This window comes from Chitinophaga agri (assembly GCF_010093065.1).
In the GTDB taxonomy this organism is placed as follows: domain Bacteria; phylum Bacteroidota; class Bacteroidia; order Chitinophagales; family Chitinophagaceae; genus Chitinophaga; species Chitinophaga agri.
In genome coordinates this window covers 5,424,035-5,442,413 of the sequence record NZ_CP048113.1, presented here as the reverse complement: position 1 = coordinate 5,442,413, position 18,379 = coordinate 5,424,035, and the positions used below count along the sequence as shown (strand labels likewise).

Below are 18,379 nucleotides of genomic sequence, written 5' to 3'. Positions count from 1 at the left end.
AATGTGTATTTATAATTGATTACTAATTTGTCCTAAGAATATTAATGGTGTTTTGCGTCTCCTTCGTGATGATCATCGTGGTGTGCCACTTCCATACCCTGACCGATGAATACAGCTGTCAGGTTAGCGAAGATGAACGCCTGGATAAATGCAACCAGCAGCTCCAGCATCATCATTACGATGTTGAACAGGATGGTGATCGGTAAGAAGCCGTAACCAGCAGCTTTGTTGATAGATCCAAAGATGAATACCAGGGAGATGATGCTCAGGATGATGATGTGACCAGCCAGGATGTTGGCGAACAGTCGGATCATCAGAGATACCGGCTTGGTGAAGATACCGATGATCTCTACAGGCACCAGGATCGGTTTAACCCATCCTGGAACTGGTGGGTTCAGCAGGTGAGACCAGAAATGCTTGTTAGCACTTACCATAGTCGCTATGAAGCTGATCAGTGCCAGCGCAAAAGTCACAGCGATGTTACCGGTTACGTTAGCGGAACCTGGTAACAGACCCAGCAGGTTATTAATTAATATAAAGAAGAAGAAAGTCAGAATGAATGGAGTATAACGCTCCGCATTACCACCTGGGATGTTCGGCTTAACTACCTCATCACGGATGAAGATAATAACCGGCTCTACCAGGCTCTGTAAGCCCTTAGGAGCTTTCTTGGAACCTCTTGTTGTATAGGCTTTTGCTACGGAAGTCATCAACCAGATCAGCAGGATGGCTGCCAGGATCATAGACGTGATATTCTTCGTCATAGACAGATCGTAGATCTCAGCACCTGTCGGATTATCATTCGCATCTACTGCGATGATCTTCTCGTCAGGATATTTTGCCTCTTCCAGACCATGCTCCTCACGGTAGTGCTTGTTTACCAAACGGTAACCTTCGTGAGATTCATGACCATGATGAAATGCTGAAGAGGAAAAGGTGCTAATACCTTTTTCTTTGCTGTACATGATCACCGGCAGAGGAATAGTCACGTGTGACTCTCCCAGGCTGAAAAGGTGCCAGTCATGGGCATCCTTTACGTGGCCAAGAAGCACCTCTTTGGCATCAAAACCCTTCTTAGGCTCTTCATGAGCTTCCGAAGTATTCGCAAACGTATTAAAACCACTTATGCAAAATGCAAGAATAAGGGCTACCAGTCTATATTTGGACAGAGTGTAGGAAATCACCGCTTTCTGAAATTTTGCGCAAAGATAGCAGTTTTATTATCAAAAAGGTAAGCGATTCCAAAAAATATATACAACTAAAGAGGGACCGCTTTTGGCGGCCCCTCTTCTACGTAACATATTGAATTATTTACTTAAATGAAACATATTTCTGTTCAGCCGCTACGATGATACCGAAGAAGTCTTTCATCTTCGGGAACGCTTCCGGTTTGATGTTGTCACGGATGTTTGTATTGAACACCCTCCTGACTAACAACTTGTTAGGCGCCTGCTTCACATAGGTCAGTTCGTATTTCATATCTCCAAAGCTGGCCTGTACATTCGAAGGTATCTGATCAAAGACCTTTCCTGCCGGTAATTCGATCTCCACTTCCGTATTATAACTGTCTACGTTTTCATACTTCCAGTACTCAAAAGGATACTGGCGGGGCTCATCGTTAAAAATATCAGCGGTCGCTACTATATCAAGGAATGGCGGTTTCAGCATATTCATGTCACCTACACTGATCACATCGTTCTTAACAACATATACCTCTTCGACCGTTACTGTATCCGCTAGGTTGTCCAGATTAGTGAAGGCGAACTTCTCCAGTGTCACCGGATTACGATGCTGACCTGCCACCGACTCCTGCAGATCCTGCTTCAGCTCATCCTGTGCCTTGTCTCCATAGTTACTGCGGATAGCAGAGGCGACCTCTCCGTTGGCTGCCAGTACACTTGTAATATGCAGATCGGTATTTTCTACCACTATCCGGCTATGACGATTCTTCGACACAGCGAAGTGACCCTTTGGCTGATATAACTGGATGCTCTCCCCGCTCTTATACTCAAATGGGATATTCAATATCTGTGCGCGTACCAGACTCTGAGGCATCGCATTGAATGGCAGGCGGTTGTCTGTCAGTTCCAGGGTTTGATATGCCGCGCCGTCCTTATACCTCACCACGCAATGGTTGAATTCCATAGAAGGCAGTTTCATACTCTGCTCGCCATTCCCGCGCGTACTTACCAGCACAAGATTGGCATCCATTCCTGCCTTACGCGCAAACGATACGAACAATGCTGAGAGATCCTTACAGTCACCGAGACGTGTATTCAGGGTCTTGGAAGCACGCTGTGGTATATAAGCCCCCTGTCTGAACGACACAGAACTATAACTGATATTCTTCTCAATGTAATCGTAAATACGGTGTGCCTTCTCCTGATCACTTATACCAGCCACTCCTTTCGGGAAGATCTCTTTAAACGCTTCGTTTATGTCAAAGTCTTCTCTTGACTGGATACGTGTGATATCACTATACCACTCGGCGATCACGTCCCAGGATTTGACTGTAGAAATATGCAGCACACTACCAATGTCGCTTGCCGTCGGACTATAATTCTCATCTTTCAGCACAGGTGCATTACGCATTTCCCATGTATACAAACGGAAATTTTCATGCTTACTTTCCACCGGCTTCAACCCGCTGCTATTATTACTCATCTCATAATGTACCGGCACACCATCAGCAGCCAATACGCTATACCTGGCCAGCAACGTAGGGTTGAATGAAGAGAAGTAGAACTTATCCCAATACTCACGTCCGAGACGGCCAATGCCATAACTGCTGACCTTATAACTCAGATACACGACGTCACCCGGCTCCAGCTTGGTAAACACCAGCTCATTATCATAACTTTCTGCCGGTATCTTTGCTCCACTGGCCTTTACCACTTCCGATTTGATAATGGTCAGGTTTTCATATACACTGTTGTATGGAATACTGATCTCTTTCCAGCGCTCAAGACCATCTTTATTGTTGATGTAAATAGCCATGTTCACCAGCTGCTCGCTTGCTCCTTCTCCATACAGCACTACTTTCTTGTCATTAAAGAAATAGTAGAAGCTCTTTGAAGTATCTTTCTTTGCCTTTAGATTTTTACTGATCTCAGCATAATAATCCATCTGTGGGAAATAGCTGAATACATCTGGTTTACTTTCCAGTTCACGTATCTTTTCACGATAGGCGTAACCACCGGAATACAGACCAAGGGCACGCTTGTAATACTCAAGCGCTTTCTGTTTATCTCCTTTCTGCAGGTAGGAGCTGGCTACGTCACCTAACGGCGTATGTCTGTATGGGCTCATCTGATGCTGGATCTGCAGATAATGTATGGCCGAGTCATATTCCTGGCGTGCAAAGAAATGTTTCACCAGCGGATTATACACACTAAGATCATACGGTACCACATGTGTAACGTGTCTCAGCACTGCTACACCTTTATCCACTTCATTCTGCTGAAAATATACATCTGCCATTTCATAGGCCAGCTCAGTGTTAAAATGGGTAGCATTATATTGTTCCAGTACCTTCAACGCTTCCACTTTATCTTTCATCATTTGTGTATAATACTGGTACATCGTAGACACGATAGTAGCATTATCCGGATACTTCTCATATGCATATTTCAGTAATGAGATCATACTATCAACCTGCTGCAGATAAGCATTCAGATACATCTTCTTCATGATGGTGTACAGCTTCTCTCCATTCTTTGCTTCCATCTTTTTCACTAACTCAAGCGCCTCTGTATATTTCTTCTCTTTCTCCAGCTGATCTTCTTCCGTCTGCCTTACTTCATAGTTGTCAGGATCCATCAGCTTTATCTTTTCTGATAACTCAGCAATAGCTGTTCTGTCATATTCATACGACATTCCATCAATATAGTTGTACAGGATCACCGGGTTATCAGGAAACTTCCTGTACAGGCCGGCCATCACCGCCTTCGCTTTGTCAGCATCCTTACAGCGGTCATATACTTTTGCCAGCAATATCGGAAACACAGGATCCTGCGGATACTTCGCCATCTGTTCCTTAAAATACGCTTCCGCAAAATGAGGCAGCACTTTCGGCGCATCTGTACTCTTATCTATCTGATAATCCTGTACATCTTTGGTAAGCGTAATACCCTGTAACGGTGCATATTTATCATCCGTCAGCCTTACAATAAAGTTCGGTATATCTTCATTGGTAAAACCGATCTGTACCAGGATGCGATTGTAGCCTTTGTTCAGGTGACATCTTACATTATACCTGTCCATTTCTGTCGTCAATTCCTCCTCTTCCGCTATCAGCAGCTTATCGTTCACCCACACTTTCAGCGACCCTTTGCCGCCCAGGCAGAGAATAACGTCTTTCTCCGTATCCGCATTTACAAATGTTTGTGCGTAACCAATACCTGTTTTTGATGGGAACAACGTCCCTACGAATTTCCAGCCTTCATCGTCCAGGAATAAGGGAGAGAACCAGTCTACAGTGGTATTGTTGTAGGAAGTGAATCCTTTACCGGAACGCGGCTCTTTTATTGGTGCATAATCTTTGTTAAAACCACTTCCGCTGATATTATCAAATACACCGGCAAACTGCCAGTCGCCTAACGCGCCGATTCGCCGGTAATATACTTCGGCACTATCACGTCGCTGTCCGAACAGAAAGTGCTGCGCCTTGAAGTAAGTTGCCGCCGCTTTCATAGAACCATTAAAACGTTGCTCGGAAATGATCCGGTTAATGTTAAACATTTGCTTCCCCTTCTTGGTTCCATAACCGCCAAGTACAGCATCATTGAACCAAAGTGCGTAAGCATAAGGGTTTACATCTGTAAATACATCAAGTGGATTGGGGTATCTTTCCAGAAAAGTATCACCGTTACCCTCATAGGATTCCAGTAATATCAATGCCGCCATGGCATTATTCTTTTTAGCAGGATCGCTTTTCAGCGCCTTCCTGAAATACTCGACCGCGCGAGTTTTGTCATTCTTGTTAAGTGCGTCCCAGGCTTTTTCATAGTCCCCCGCAAAGGCAACAAACGAGAATAGCGATAACAAAATGCTGACAAGCATAAACTTTTTAGAGCAGCTCATAAAACAATAGGTAGTAGGGATTATATTTTTTTTACTACTCTAAAGTAATGAAACTAACTTAAATAACACCCGTCTGCTTGAACTGCATACTATGTAATTTGTAATAAAATCCTTCCAGCTTCAGTAATTCCTCATGGGTACCCATTTCCCTGATCTCCCCTTTGTCCAGTACAATGATCTTATTGGCCTTGCTGATCGTAGACAATCTATGCGCAATAATGATAGAGGTCCTGTCTGAGATCAGCTTGTCTATGGCACGCTGGATCAGCATTTCAGACTCCGTATCTACGGAAGAAGTAGCCTCGTCCAGGATCAGAATGGATGGATCGTACAATAATGCCCTTACGAAAGAGATCAGCTGACGCTGCCCCAGGGACAGGGTGCTACCCCGTTCCATTACCTGGTAGTCATAACCACCTGGTAATTGCAGAATAAAGTCATGTAATCCTATGAGTTTCGCAGCCTGCTCTACTTCCTCTCGGCTGATAGCAGGATTGCGTAATGTCACATTCTCATACACTGAACCGGCAAACAGGAATACATCCTGTAATACCACGCCTATCTTACTACGCAGCGCAGACAAGGTAAATTCCTTGATATCAGTACCATCTATCAGGATGCGGCCTTTCTGAATTTCATACAGGCGGTTCAGGATACTGATGATGGTCGTTTTACCGGAACCGGTATGCCCTACAATAGCGATCGTCTCTCCAGGACGGGCACTGAAATCAACATCCTTCAGCACATATTCCGCATCTTTATAGGCAAAGTACACATGGTCAAAAGTAATAGCACCTTTCATACCCGCCGCGTCTTTCGTGCCACTGTCATCAATATAGTCATCACTATCCAGTATGCGGAACACCCGCTCACTGGCGACCATGCCCATCTGCAGGGTATTGAACTTGTCGGCCAGCATTCGTAATGGACGGAATAACATGTTCAGGTACATGATAAAAGCGATCATTACCCCCTGCGTCACTTCATAGTTCAGTACCTTATTGGCCCCCCACCAGACCATCAGTCCCAGGGAAATAGCTAATATGATCTCCACTACCGGAAAGAACACAGAATACGCAAAAATGGCGTCTATATTCGCGGTACGATGCTCCTTGTTGATCTGACGGAAGCGGGCATATTCACGTTTCTCGCCAGTAAATGCCTGTACAATCGCTACCCCTGTCAGGTGTTCCTGTACAAAGGCGTTCAACGCTGATACGGCATTTCTTACCCTGTAAAAGGACTTATTCACACTCTCCTTGAAAATGTAGGTGGCAATGATCAGCACCGGGAACGGAGAGAGACTTATCAGTGTTAGCCGCCAGTCTTCTATGAACATCACGACGAGTATGGCAATGATCATCAGCATGTCGGCAATAATGGAGATCAACCCTTCCGAGAATACATCATTGATTGCCTCAATATCATTGATAGTACGGGTGGTCAGTGTACCAATGGGGGTCTTGTCAAAGAATCCCAGGTTAAGCCGGACGATCTTCCTGTAGACGGTTACCCGGAGGTCCTTTACAACAGACTGTCCCAGCCAGTTAGTGAGATAGGAGAAGTAGAAACGCATGACGGTTTCCAGCAGCAGGAGTATCACCTGCACAATGGTAATAGTGATCAGCATCTGCATAAGCTGACCTGCAATATATTTATCAACCGTTAGCTGTATCAGGTATGGCCGCATGGGCGATATAACGGCAAGTAACACCGTCAGGAACATTGAAAGATAGAACGAGCGCCTGTATGGAACTGCAAAAGTGAATATCCTCCTTAATAAGCTAATATCAAAAACCTTCTTGACCGCTGTATTTTCCACCGTACAAAAGTATAAAGAAAAAGCCCTCCGGCAATGTTGCCGGAGGGCTTTTTCTGCTATTTCATAATTACTTTACTTGTCTTCTTTCATGATCTGCTTGTATGCCTTGATAAAAATAGCACCCAGGTTCTTGTGCGGAGGCACATAGTCACTGAACAGCTCTTTGTTACGTGCATCGCCTGCAAAACGTTTACCCAGAGCGGCCCACATCTGTACCCAGTCTACATTTTTACCGGCACGGATCGTTTCGTCCAGGGTACGTATGATCGGCTCATTCACGAAACGCGTACCCACCTGTTTGGAGGAGATGATATGCGCCTCAGGCGATTTCTGCAATACGATTGCCATATTATGATAACCACCACAGGAGCCGAGTACGACTATCTTTGCGGAACTCTGCAGGTTATCAAGTGTCGTATTCACGTGATAGCTGTGCCCACGATGGATGAATACGGTGGGATGAATATCGTTCTCATCCAGGTATTCACTCAGCTTTTCGATAGCAGTTTTGTCTTCCGGCTCTTCCAGTGGCAGGTTTGCATAAATAGTGATCGGCTTACCCTTGATAGACTGTATCGTTGTCCAGTATTTATTTTTGCTGACTCTCCATTCGCTGGATGGGAAGTTACCCATGAAGCTGATATATGAATCATGTCCGTCTTTATCTCCATAGAAAAACACCTGCTGGTATACACGTCCGCTGTCGCTCAGCAATGCGTTATATGTTACAAAGTTGATCGGTGGTAACTGTAATTTGGCCGACATCTGGCTTGCTTTCGAAGAATCACTGCCACTATTGTTTTCCGTATCAAACAGGCTTCCCAGTAATTCATAGATCACTGTACCTCTTCTGTCTTTCTTACGGGATACGAAAGTATAGTTCTTCCGTACTTCCTCACGCAGGAATGCCAGCAATTTCGTGTCCCTAATGCTACCAAATGAGTTAGCCACATCCACCGCATCTTCCAGGTCTTCTGTTTTTTCCAGACTGCTCACATACTTCTTCATCAGATAGTTCGCGTTCTCCGGCGCCATGGATTTCAGGAAGTTATCGAGCGTATTGAAGCCAGCCGCCATGGCGATGAACTTCTTAAACCTGTCGAACTCCACCAGCATCAGCAAACTATCTCCACGTGCTGGTTTCATACGCGCCATCATCTGGTCATACAAACCAGCGTTTGCATGGTTCGTGTAACTGGAAGTATACAGTTCCTCCTGACCATTGATGATGAGGTAGTACAGTTCCTCCGGTGTAAAGTCCTTTACTATTCTGAAACGTACATTAGCAGGTTCTTCATGCAGGTCGTTCATCTCCCGGATGTAACGCAGGGAACGGGCCTGCATATTCTCCAGCATTGCTTTCAGGCCAATGATTTTTTCGCCATTGTTCTTTCTGTGTTGCAGGGTAATGGCGCTCTTCACCAGCTGTCTGAAGTATTTATCTTCATTCTCAGCTACCGCAGAGATCTTATCGACGGTGGTAGTGCCGGCCATCAGTTCATCAATGAAAGGCAGGATCAGCTGTGAATTACCGGAATTACCTATCTGTACGATCAGTTGCACGATCGGATCAGGATTCTTTTTGATGGCAGTAGCTACCGGCGTATAAGAAGTGGCATATGTCAGCACCTGATTAGGATATTTTCTGGCCACAGCGGCTATCACTGAATCCGTTGCCGGGTATTCCAGGTAATTACCGATCTGGGACATGACTGTTTCCAGGTTACTAAAAGCATATTTTGCAAACAGTACACCACGGGCATCCTTATAACCTGGATTCTCCCTGAAAGGCTCGATCATTCTCTCGCCAGCGTCAAAAGAAAGCTGATGGACATAAGGGAGAATACTTTCTCCTTTGATATCAGCTTTCATCATCTCACGAAAAGCGTTCACCATGGACGAGGCTTCCTCAGGTGCTATTTTACGGTAAGTACGTTTGTTGTTGTAATCGCGGATCATTACATACAGACCCGACAAATATTTGATTTTCAGCCGGTGGTCGAGGGCCGAATCCATCTCGATCTGCATCTGCATGTCATCAACCTGCTTGATCAGGGCGTTTGTCACCTGCAGATTCAGCGTCTCATCATCAGATATGTGAACGAGGTCGTCTGCCTTTCCGTCAAATTTCAGTGCGGCTGCCTGTTCTCTATCGATATTATCATGGAAACCAATTCTTCCGATAGGTATATCAATTTTTTGACTCTGCGCATGCACCAGGCTGGTCTGGAGAAAGGCCAGCAACAAGATACCAGTTATAATTTTTTTCATTAATGTAAATAGGCTTTACTCTAACTTTATAAGGCTAGTATAGCAAATTTACGACCAAAATACTACAGCACCGCATTTCCGGCCTTTTCGCCTTATTTTTGAACCTCCAAAAACAGTGAGTATCACATGCAGACCTTTACCAGTGATCTGAGCGGGAAAACATACCCATCGTCTGAGAAAGTCCATTGCCGCAGCATCAGCAAAAATGTAATGGAACTTTTACAGAAAGATCATCCCCATATTACCAGCAAATCCCATCTGGCCGTTTCCGAAATCAACGAATACCGGCAGAAGTACCTGGAACACCTGTTCGCAAGGGAAATAGGCGAGCTCACAGAAATGGAAAAGATGGTACTGGAAAAGCTCAAAGAGCATCAGACCCTGACCGACAAACTGGAGGACAGTGACAGTACCAGTGCTTTTACCGTAGGGCAGCGTGTGGCTGACAAAATAGCCACCTTTGGCGGTAGCTGGACATTCATTATTTCTTTCCTGGTATTCATCCTGTTATGGATGGCCGTGAACATCTACTGGCTGGCTAACAAAGCCTTTGACCCCTATCCTTTTATCCTGCTGAATCTCATACTCTCCTGCCTGGCGGCCTTACAGGCGCCGGTGATCATGATGAGCCAGAACAGGCAGGAGGAGAAAGACAGGCAAAGAGCAAAAAATGACTATATGATCAACCTCAAATCTGAGCTGGAAGTAAGGATCCTGCATGAAAAAATAGACCATCTCATCCTCCATCAGCAGCAGGACATGATGGAGATCCAGCAAACGCAGCTGGAAATGCTTAATGAGGTGAACCTGGCATTAAAAAAGATCGCGGGAAATAATAATAACCATAAACATACAAATGAAAAACCTGTTTAATAATACTATTGTAGCACAGGATTAAGGATGGGAAAATCCCGTATTTTTGCATTACTTATATCCCTGTACTGTTCTGCGTTGTGATCGAATTAACAATTAGATAATGTTAATTTTTCATTAATAGCAAGGCCGGCGCTATAATTTTGTGCCGTCTTTAAAAGTCAAAGTATATGATAGACCAAGCGGTTGCAGGCAAAATATTAGTAGTGGACGATGAAATAGATATCCTGGAAATTATCAGCTATAACCTGAAATCTGCCGGATACGACACCATCACCGCAAAAGATGGTAGCGAAGCCGTGCAGAAAGCGAAAGTATTCCGTCCTGACCTTATCATGCTTGATATCATGATGCCCAACAAAAATGGTATCGATACCTGCCGCGAGATCAGAAAACTGCCTGAATTTAAAGATACGATGGTGCTGTTCCTTACCGCACTGAATGATGAGAAATCAGAGATCGACGGTCTGAATATGGGCGCAGATGACTACATCGCAAAGCCAATTAAACCCAAATTGCTGGTAAGCCGTATCAATGCCCTGTTCCGCCGTTTACACAAACCGGAGGACCAGCAGGTACAGCTGGGTGATCTGATCATAGACCGTGAAAAGTTCACTGTCACTTATAAAGGTCAGGAAATCATTCTCGCGAAAAAGGAATTTGAGCTGCTGCAGTTACTGGCTTCAAAACCGGGCCGTGTATTCCTCCGCAACGAGATACTCAATCAGGTATGGGGTACAGAAGTGATCGTAGGCGATCGTACGATCGATGTACATATCCGTAAAATACGTCAGAAAATAGGTATTGACCTGATCACTACCGTGAAGGGCGTAGGTTACAAATTCGAAATGTAAGCAATCTCACATACTTACCATTTAACCACCATTATTCGTATCCAGGATACGTAAACGGGTATTGCGTATCCAGCCCTGTGTGTTATGTCAAGTGAAAAAATTGGTTTAATTTCCCGCTATTATAGCAATTACTCATTATGGAGTATGTTTAAAGCCAAGAATCTTTCTCCGCAAAAACTGGCAGGTTTTACTGCCCTTATCCTTTCAGCTATCATTACGCTGGGCACATTGTTTATCAATGCTCCCTGGAAAGTGGTCCTGATCGCATTTGTCCTGACCTTCCTGGTCTCTTATTACCTGTACCTGTATACGTTACAGAACTTTATTTACAGGAAGATAAAACTCATTTACAAATTCATCTACCAGACCAAAGCTTCTAAACGTGAAGAGTTCTTCAACAAGAATATACTTCCGCTTAAAACGATTGAGGAAGTCAGTGAAGATGTGGAAAAATGGGCCAGCCAGAAGAAGGAGGAACTCGATAATCTCCGCCGCAATGAAGAGTTCCGTAAAGAGTTCCTGCTGAACCTCAGCCATGAACTGAAAACGCCCATCTTCGCTGTACAGGGTTACATCCATACGCTATTGGATGGGGCACTGGAAGATCCGGCTGTTAATAAAGTGTTCCTGAAAAACGCTACCAAGAATATTGACCGGCTTTGCCGCCTCATTGACGACCTGGACGAGATATCGAAACTGGAAAGTGGTGAAATGACCATCAACAGTGAGAACTTTGTGATCCAGGACCTGCTGAAGGACGTCTTTGATACACTCTCTCTCAAAGCCAATACCAAAGGTATTAAGTTCAATGTGAAAAAAGGCTGCGAAGCGCCTATTCACGTACTGGCAGACAAGGAAAAGGTAAGGCAGGTACTGATCAACCTCGTAGACAACTCTATCAAATACGGCCGTACTGACGGCCATACCGTCGCCAGCATCTATGTGATGGATGATAGACGTGTACTGATCGAAATATCGGATGATGGTATCGGTATCGCTGAAGAGCACCTCCCCCGTGTATTTGAACGATTCTACCGCACAGACAGAGCGCGCAGCCGTGATATAGGTGGTACCGGTCTCGGACTTGCGATCGTAAAACATATCATCGAAGCCCACGGACAGACGATCAACATCCGTAGTAAACCAGAAATAGGTTCTACTTTCGGCTTTACACTGGAATCGGGAGAATAAGCTATTAAAAGCGGTATTGCAACCTGCAGGTGAACACATTATCATGCAGGTCTTCCGTATACCCCTCCAGGGCAGTCGACTCATTCTTCACAATATCATAGTATAACATCACCTTCATATTGGGATTGAAATAATGCACATATCCCAGACCCAGGGTATTGTAACGGATATCCGCAGCACTCATTCCGCTGCCGGGTGCGCCGATCTCCAGCCCTGCCGCCTTCTTGTTGGGGTCATACCAGTCGTATTTGATCACCAGAAGGTCTCTTGGATTACCCAGGTTCTGCATAAAATACAGATAAGCGCCATTGAACCTACGCACGTATAGCGGAGCATTCACTCCTCCACTGACAGGGATGGTACCCGGTGTTTCAGTGGTAGAAGCGGTGGCTGTTTGCGTACCACACAGATACTCCAGCCTGAACTCAGTGGCCCCTTTATTCTTACCATTTGGAATCCGCAATTGCAGGTCAGCCCCATAGTAATGTCTCGGAGCGATCTTACCCATATTAGTCGCGGTTGAATCGACATAATAAGCCGGTTTTCCGGACTGCACACCCGTTTTATAAATATACCGGGTAAACTGTTCCATTCCCCCATACAACATGGAAACAGCGCCTGATAAACGCCAGTTCCTGCTATTTAGTTTTATAGGTTTCACCGCCCAGCGGGTAATAAAGTCTTTATGGCTGTCAAAGTCACTGGTAGCTGTCAAACCCTGCCCATTGAAGAAACCAGCATCTATCTTCAGGAACTTCAGGGGATGATCAGCACGGCGGGGCTCATATGTCACCATCGCGCCGATATCACGTTCAGTCCGCATCAGGATCTGTGACATGCGACCACGCTCCGGCGTCTCACGGTCGCCGGAAGAAAGGTTCACCTCATAACTGATCGGACGGGCGAACATTCCCGCTGTCAATGAGAAATTATTCCATTTATTCTCGAAAATACGACCATAGAAGTCTCGGATGAACACTCCTCTTTCCGTACCGTCAAACTGAAAAGCAAACTGTACCATGGGCATTTGCTTGTCGTTATACCTGGTGTAGTCCAGACGGAAACGTCCACGGCGCAGTGTGAACCTATTATCTACCTCATTCGGGAAGTTACCACCGGCATAGCTGTTAATACCCTTGTCTGTGGCATATTGAAACTGTGGCTGGATGTAGCCGCTAAAACGCACGGCATCATACTTCTGATACAGTGAGAACATGCCTTTACCCACGCTGGTCGTAGTATCGATCATGTCCATCAGAAACTGCCCCCGGGCAATGCCGGAGTATAACAAAGGCAAGCAAATGATTGCCATATGTTTTAGTCGCATTCAGGAAATTTTGCGCAAAGCAACGGAAAAAGATGTTGATAACAAAAACTTAACGCGGCAATTCGGCACATAGTTGCCAATGACAACAAAAAGCTACAGGGGCTGTCCGTCATATGACGAACAGCCCCTGTATATCTTCCAGCCCGAAGGCCATCATTTAAAACTGCAAATAGATCGGCATCATGGTCTCCAGAGACATGATCTGATTAAGCACATAGAAAAATACCACCATGATAGCCACATTGCCCACCAGTGGTACCCTTGCCAGTGCCAGTTCTGTAAATGTTTCCACACGCTTAGGCAGGAAATGCAATATGAAGCCCAGTAACATTACCCAGAATACCGTGGTATACCCGTTATACAACTCTAACCATACTTCAGGCTGGAAGTCAAAAGCTACCTGATGCAGAAGCGACCAGGCATCATGGAAGGTGCTGGCTTTAAAGAATACCCAACAGAAACATACAAAATGGAAGGTGATAATGACACCGCCTACTTTCATAATGGTGCCTACCCATCCGGTTGAACCGCCTCCACGTGCCTTCAGCCAGTCCAGTCTCACTTTATCCACAGCCAGCGCAGCGCCATGCATCGCTCCCCAGAAAATAAAGTTCCAGCTCGCACCATGCCAGAAACCGCCGATCAGCATTGTGAGTGACAGATTAATGTACTGACGCACCTTTCCCTTCCTGTTACCACCCAATGGAATGTACAGGTAGTCTCTCAGCCAGGAAGACAATGAAATATGCCAGCGACGCCAGAACTCTGTGATATTGGAACTCTGGTAAGGAGAATCGAAGTTAGGCGGGATCTTAAACCCGGTCCAGCGGGCGATACCTATAGCAATATCAGAATATCCGGAAAAGTCGCAATAGATGATAAGCGCATACCCATATACCCCTAACAGACATTCCAGCCCCGTATGCTTGGAAGGATCATCAAATATGTATTGTACAAAGTTCTCATTGATGTAATCCGAGATCACCATCTTCTTGAATAAGCCCGCCATGATCAGATAGATACCCTTTCCGATATCTTCCGAGTTCAGCTCATAGGGTTTGGAGATCTGCGGAATGAAGTCATGCGCCCTTACAATCGGTCCCATCATCAGTTTTGGAAAGAACGACAGGAAGAACAGGTAGTCCATAAAATTGTCTACCGGTTTAAATTCTCTCCTGTATACATCCACTGTGTAACTCAGGTTTTCAAATGTATAGAAGGAAATACCGATCGGTAACAGCAGTTTCAGGAATGGGATATCTCCATTTGTCACATCATTGACGATACCGATGAAGAAGTCCGTGTATTTGAAATAGAATAACAGGCCGAGGTTCAGCACGATACTGAGTATCAGCAACAATTTCCGTTTGCGCTGATTTTCAGAATAATAGATCCAGCGCGACAGGTTAAAGTCAACGATTGCCGAGATGATCACGAGACCTACATACAGTCCGCAGGCCATGTAAAAGAAGTACAGGGAAAATATGGTGAACACGGCCACTCTCCCTTCCTTGCTTCTCCCTACTGCCAGATATAACAGGAGAAAAGCTGTGAAGAAATAAAGAAAAAAAGCGCTGTTTAACAGTATAGGTTTCTCCGGATTATACACGAGGAGATTCAGCAGCTTATGAATATCTACATCGATCATTCAGCGATATTTTTATGAGTCTTTTCTACTTTTAAATATTTGTCATAGCTGTTACGCAATGCCTCGTATAGCAGCTTTCCCTGTAACTGATATCCCCGACTGTTAAAGTGAATATGGTCTCCCTGCCATCCACCGGAAAAACCGGCAGCCATTGCTTTATTCACCGCGTTGAAGTTCCAGCAGGCCAGTCCATTCTCCCGGCAATAGCTCATGATCTGTTGTGTGACTACCGCTATATAGGGATTCGGATAATATGCTATTTTATAATAGGTCTTATATTTCTTGCCCACCTTTCTGCGATAAGCCTTTTTGCTCACCCGCTTACATTCAGGCGGAGTTGTCAGTACAATACAGGCTTTAGGCTGATATTTCCTGATCGTGCTGACGGCATCATCCAGCTGCGATCTGAACGTCGCTGCGTTCAGACTACCATATGCCTCATTTGTACCCAGGGAAATGATCACCAGTTGCGGCTGCATCACTTGCATCTCGGCGATGAGGGTCGTATTATTATCATTGTACTGCTGGAAGGTAGCTCCATTCACCCCTACAGCACTATACAACACACCGTTATTCCCGTTTTGGAGTAAGGCGCCATAAAAGCGGAAGGGCTGTGTAGTCTGACGATCCCATCTCACCTGGAAGGACTGAACTGCTTCCGGGAAGGTAACAGATGCCTTTCTGAGTGTCTGTGGGCCTCCTTCGAATGGTGTAGCAGATATATCCACGCCAGCTCCGGGAATACTCACAGGTGAATTGTCGGACCCGGCATCATAGAATAACTCCGCCTGGCGGATGTTATTATCCATTTTCTCATCATTCTCCCGGCCACTGTAAGCCAGTGCGGGTGCCTCATTGCGAGACGTGATCACCATTGCACCTGGTCCCAACAGGTCAGTAGACTTATTTCTGTCAATGATCTTATCCACATCCCACCGGCCGGTACTATTCCAGCGGTAGTCCGAAGGACCGTTTGTATTAGCCAGGTTATATGGGAATACCCATCCCCTGCCTGCGCTTCCAAAATCCTGCTGCAGGAAAAAAGCAGTCGTAAACGGAAAGAAGCCTGCCTGTATATGGGAGTCTCCCAGGTGCAGCACAGAAACTACATTACTATCAGCATGATGCAGAGCCCTGAAAAAACGGTATAACGCCGTATCCTGGGAAATTGTGTTCACCTGTCCAACAGCCACAGAGCTGATGGTGGTCAACATGCCTGCAAACAAACTGATCATTCCTTTTTTACTGGTGCTCCAGCTGCTTATATTCATCCATCATCGCTTTATACAGCAGCGCCCCTACCTTGGCCGCCCCCTGTCGGTTAAAATGCGTGTAATCCTTATTGGCCAACACCGGATCACCTTCTACCCAACGGATCATGGAGTTATGACCGCCCATGGCGGCATACAGGTTCCAGTAGGCGGTACCGTGCGACTTGGCCAGATCATGCTGGACCTTCAGCAACGCGGTTACGCCCGGTGCGGTTACATAATTTCCACTTTTCTTGTATGATTTATCAGCTGTACTTATTACGAGGAAAGAAGCGTTAGGGATATCGTTACGTAATGAATCGATCACTTTTCTCATAGGTCCGCCATACCAGTCGTAATCGGTCAGCTCTGGTTTCCACAACACATTGGCGCCATAATGTAATACGATGAGGTCATACGGATGCTCCTCCTGCATCTGTTGCAGCAGTTTTCCGGACAGTTTACCCAGCTCTATACCACTGATACCGCGGAAAGAGAAGTTGTCCACATATACACCCGTATCGCCTTCAAAGGAAACACCATACAAAGGTGCGGCACTTCCGCCAGCCCATTTAATGGTCACCTGTTTGGAGTTAACAGAATCCATCTGTAGCGACAGCTTATTCACGGCCTGATGACCAGATAATGTGTATGATTTATTGTTCACAGAAATACTACCGGAGTTGACCGGTCCATACAACAGGCTCACCTGCTCAAACTTGCTCAGTCCGCGTTTCTTCACAGACTGATATTTGATCCAGCTGGACTCGCCAGGCATAAAGGTATGGCCCGAAATACCCAGTGGTAAACTGGCTGGCGGCAGTTGTTTATAACTATAGTCTTTCCAGTCTTTGGAGAATGTATGTGTGATGGTGGTCCTGAAGCCGGCTACAACAGAGGTCACAGGAACAAACCCTACGCCTTGCCCGCCGAAGAGTCTTTGCAAACTGTCTCTCAGGTCTTCCGTGATGAGGTCACCCTCGATCATGGAATCACCGAAATAGGCAATACGTACTTTCTTTCTCTTCTTTGCTTTCAACTCATCCAATGCGGTCAGGAAGTGTTCCAGTCCGGCAGTGACGGTACTATCAGTACCCACTGGTGGATGATAATTGAGGATACCTGTATAGGTAGTAAAGTTATGCAGGTGGTCAGGATCAGGGATAGCCGCAGCGGCAAGCGCAGTCGAATCTACTGTTCCGGTGGTTGTGTCCACATTCTCCGGAGCAGTTACACCAGCATAGGCAGCGGTATCGGTTTGTACTGAAGGGGGTATAGGGGCATCTTTTCTAATGTCGGCCAACAAGTCCAGCGGACGGGTTGTAAAATCATTGATAGAGAAGCTGTTCTTAATAAGTGACAAAGCCACTAAACACACTAAAGTCCCCGCGGTAATGTAAAAAGGATAGGCAGATTTGTTATTGCCAGACATAGCTGCTGAATCTGTTTTTAGTCGTATAAAACTACAGACTATAAATTAACTCCCCGTATATGCCATATGCTCATCCAGTTTGTACAATTTATAGCGACTGATCATACTTGTTACTCTTTTCACCCACTCATGACCGGCAGAAGAATATCCACCATGATTCATGTGTTTGAGCCAGAGCTTATATTCGGTATTCCCTTTCAACATCGGGAACCATTTTTTCTTTTTCACCATGTTGGCAAAGTAATCGAACGATGCTTCCGAGCTGGCGAACTCTTTATACCTGGAGCGGTAAGTCACTCCTTTCTTTTTGTGCAGGGTGTTTCGTCCTACTATCCCGAAATGATTATGTAAGTATTTTGCATTCTTACTTGTCCCCATTCCGGATTCCAGCATAGCCACTCCCAATATCACACTTGCTGGTATACCCGTCTCATTCATGATACGTATAGCCGTCGGCTTATACTTTGTCATATAATTCGTTACGGAACGTTGCGAGTAGGCAGTGTTGCCTATCAGCAAAAGTATACCCAGCATTGCACAAAACCATCCCCCGCTGAACATTTTCTTAGATGTCATGGTAGAATTGTGTTTAGTTTTGGCAATATAGTTGAAATATTTGTACAATATGA

The 18,379-nt window shown here is 45.4% G+C and carries 12 protein-coding genes; 3 read left to right on the top strand and 9 right to left on the bottom strand.

Annotated features, from left to right (window positions below; translation table 11 throughout):
• Positions 1-41: 41 nt before the first annotated feature.
• From atpB to GWR21_RS21705, 4 genes are all read right to left on the bottom strand, one after another.
• Positions 42-1,184 carry a F0F1 ATP synthase subunit A gene (gene atpB, locus GWR21_RS21720; protein WP_162333778.1) on the bottom strand — a complete coding sequence of 381 codons (1,143 nt, stop codon included), beginning with the start codon at positions 1,182-1,184 and terminating at the stop codon, positions 42-44.
• A 127-nt stretch (positions 1,185-1,311) separates the two neighbouring features.
• Complete coding sequence (locus tag GWR21_RS21715) at positions 1,312-5,082, bottom strand: DUF3857 domain-containing protein (protein WP_162333777.1); 3,771 nt, start codon at positions 5,080-5,082, stop codon at positions 1,312-1,314.
• Between the two features lie 58 nt (positions 5,083-5,140).
• A complete protein-coding gene (locus GWR21_RS21710; RefSeq protein WP_162333776.1) occupies positions 5,141-6,904 on the bottom strand; it encodes an ABC transporter ATP-binding protein in 1,764 nt (587 codons plus the stop codon).
• A 72-nt stretch (positions 6,905-6,976) separates the two neighbouring features.
• Positions 6,977-9,175 (bottom strand): hypothetical protein, encoded by a 2,199-nt coding sequence (locus GWR21_RS21705; protein ID WP_162333775.1) that lies wholly within the window; start codon positions 9,173-9,175, stop codon positions 6,977-6,979.
• Between the two features lie 126 nt (positions 9,176-9,301).
• On the opposite strand from GWR21_RS21705, the gene GWR21_RS21700 reads away from it, so the two are divergent.
• The 3 genes from GWR21_RS21700 (at position 9,302) to GWR21_RS21690 (ending at position 12,093) form a co-directional block, all read left to right on the top strand.
• Positions 9,302-10,048 (top strand): DUF1003 domain-containing protein, encoded by a 747-nt coding sequence (locus GWR21_RS21700; protein WP_162333774.1) that lies wholly within the window; start codon positions 9,302-9,304, stop codon positions 10,046-10,048.
• A 170-nt stretch (positions 10,049-10,218) separates the two neighbouring features.
• Positions 10,219-10,902, top strand: a complete 684-nt coding sequence (locus tag GWR21_RS21695) for a response regulator transcription factor (RefSeq protein ID WP_162333773.1) — start codon at positions 10,219-10,221, stop codon at positions 10,900-10,902.
• Between the two features lie 144 nt (positions 10,903-11,046).
• Positions 11,047-12,093, top strand: a complete 1,047-nt coding sequence (locus GWR21_RS21690; protein WP_238429939.1) for a sensor histidine kinase — start codon at positions 11,047-11,049, stop codon at positions 12,091-12,093.
• 4 nt (positions 12,094-12,097) lie between these two features.
• On the opposite strand, the gene GWR21_RS21685 is transcribed toward GWR21_RS21690, so the two are convergent.
• From GWR21_RS21685 to GWR21_RS21665, 5 genes are all read right to left on the bottom strand, one after another.
• Positions 12,098-13,405: a porin family protein gene (locus GWR21_RS21685; protein ID WP_202928975.1), complete on the bottom strand. Its 1,308-nt coding sequence runs from the start codon at positions 13,403-13,405 to the stop codon at positions 12,098-12,100.
• A 172-nt stretch (positions 13,406-13,577) separates the two neighbouring features.
• A complete protein-coding gene (locus tag GWR21_RS21680) occupies positions 13,578-15,068 on the bottom strand; it encodes an MBOAT family O-acyltransferase (RefSeq protein WP_162333771.1) in 1,491 nt (496 codons plus the stop codon).
• A complete protein-coding gene (locus tag GWR21_RS21675) occupies positions 15,065-16,339 on the bottom strand; it encodes a GDSL-type esterase/lipase family protein (protein ID WP_162333770.1) in 1,275 nt (424 codons plus the stop codon). Before GWR21_RS21675 ends, GWR21_RS21680 begins: the two co-directional genes overlap by 4 nt.
• Positions 16,311-17,750, bottom strand: a complete 1,440-nt coding sequence (locus GWR21_RS21670; protein WP_162333769.1) for an SGNH/GDSL hydrolase family protein — start codon at positions 17,748-17,750, stop codon at positions 16,311-16,313. The genes GWR21_RS21675 and GWR21_RS21670 overlap by 29 nt, the downstream gene beginning before the upstream one ends.
• A gap of 45 nt (positions 17,751-17,795) precedes the next feature.
• The gene (locus GWR21_RS21665; protein WP_162333768.1) at positions 17,796-18,326 is read right to left on the bottom strand and encodes a glucosaminidase domain-containing protein; all 531 of its coding nucleotides are present in this window, start codon (positions 18,324-18,326) and stop codon (positions 17,796-17,798) included.
• Between the last annotated feature and the right edge of the window lie 53 nt (positions 18,327-18,379).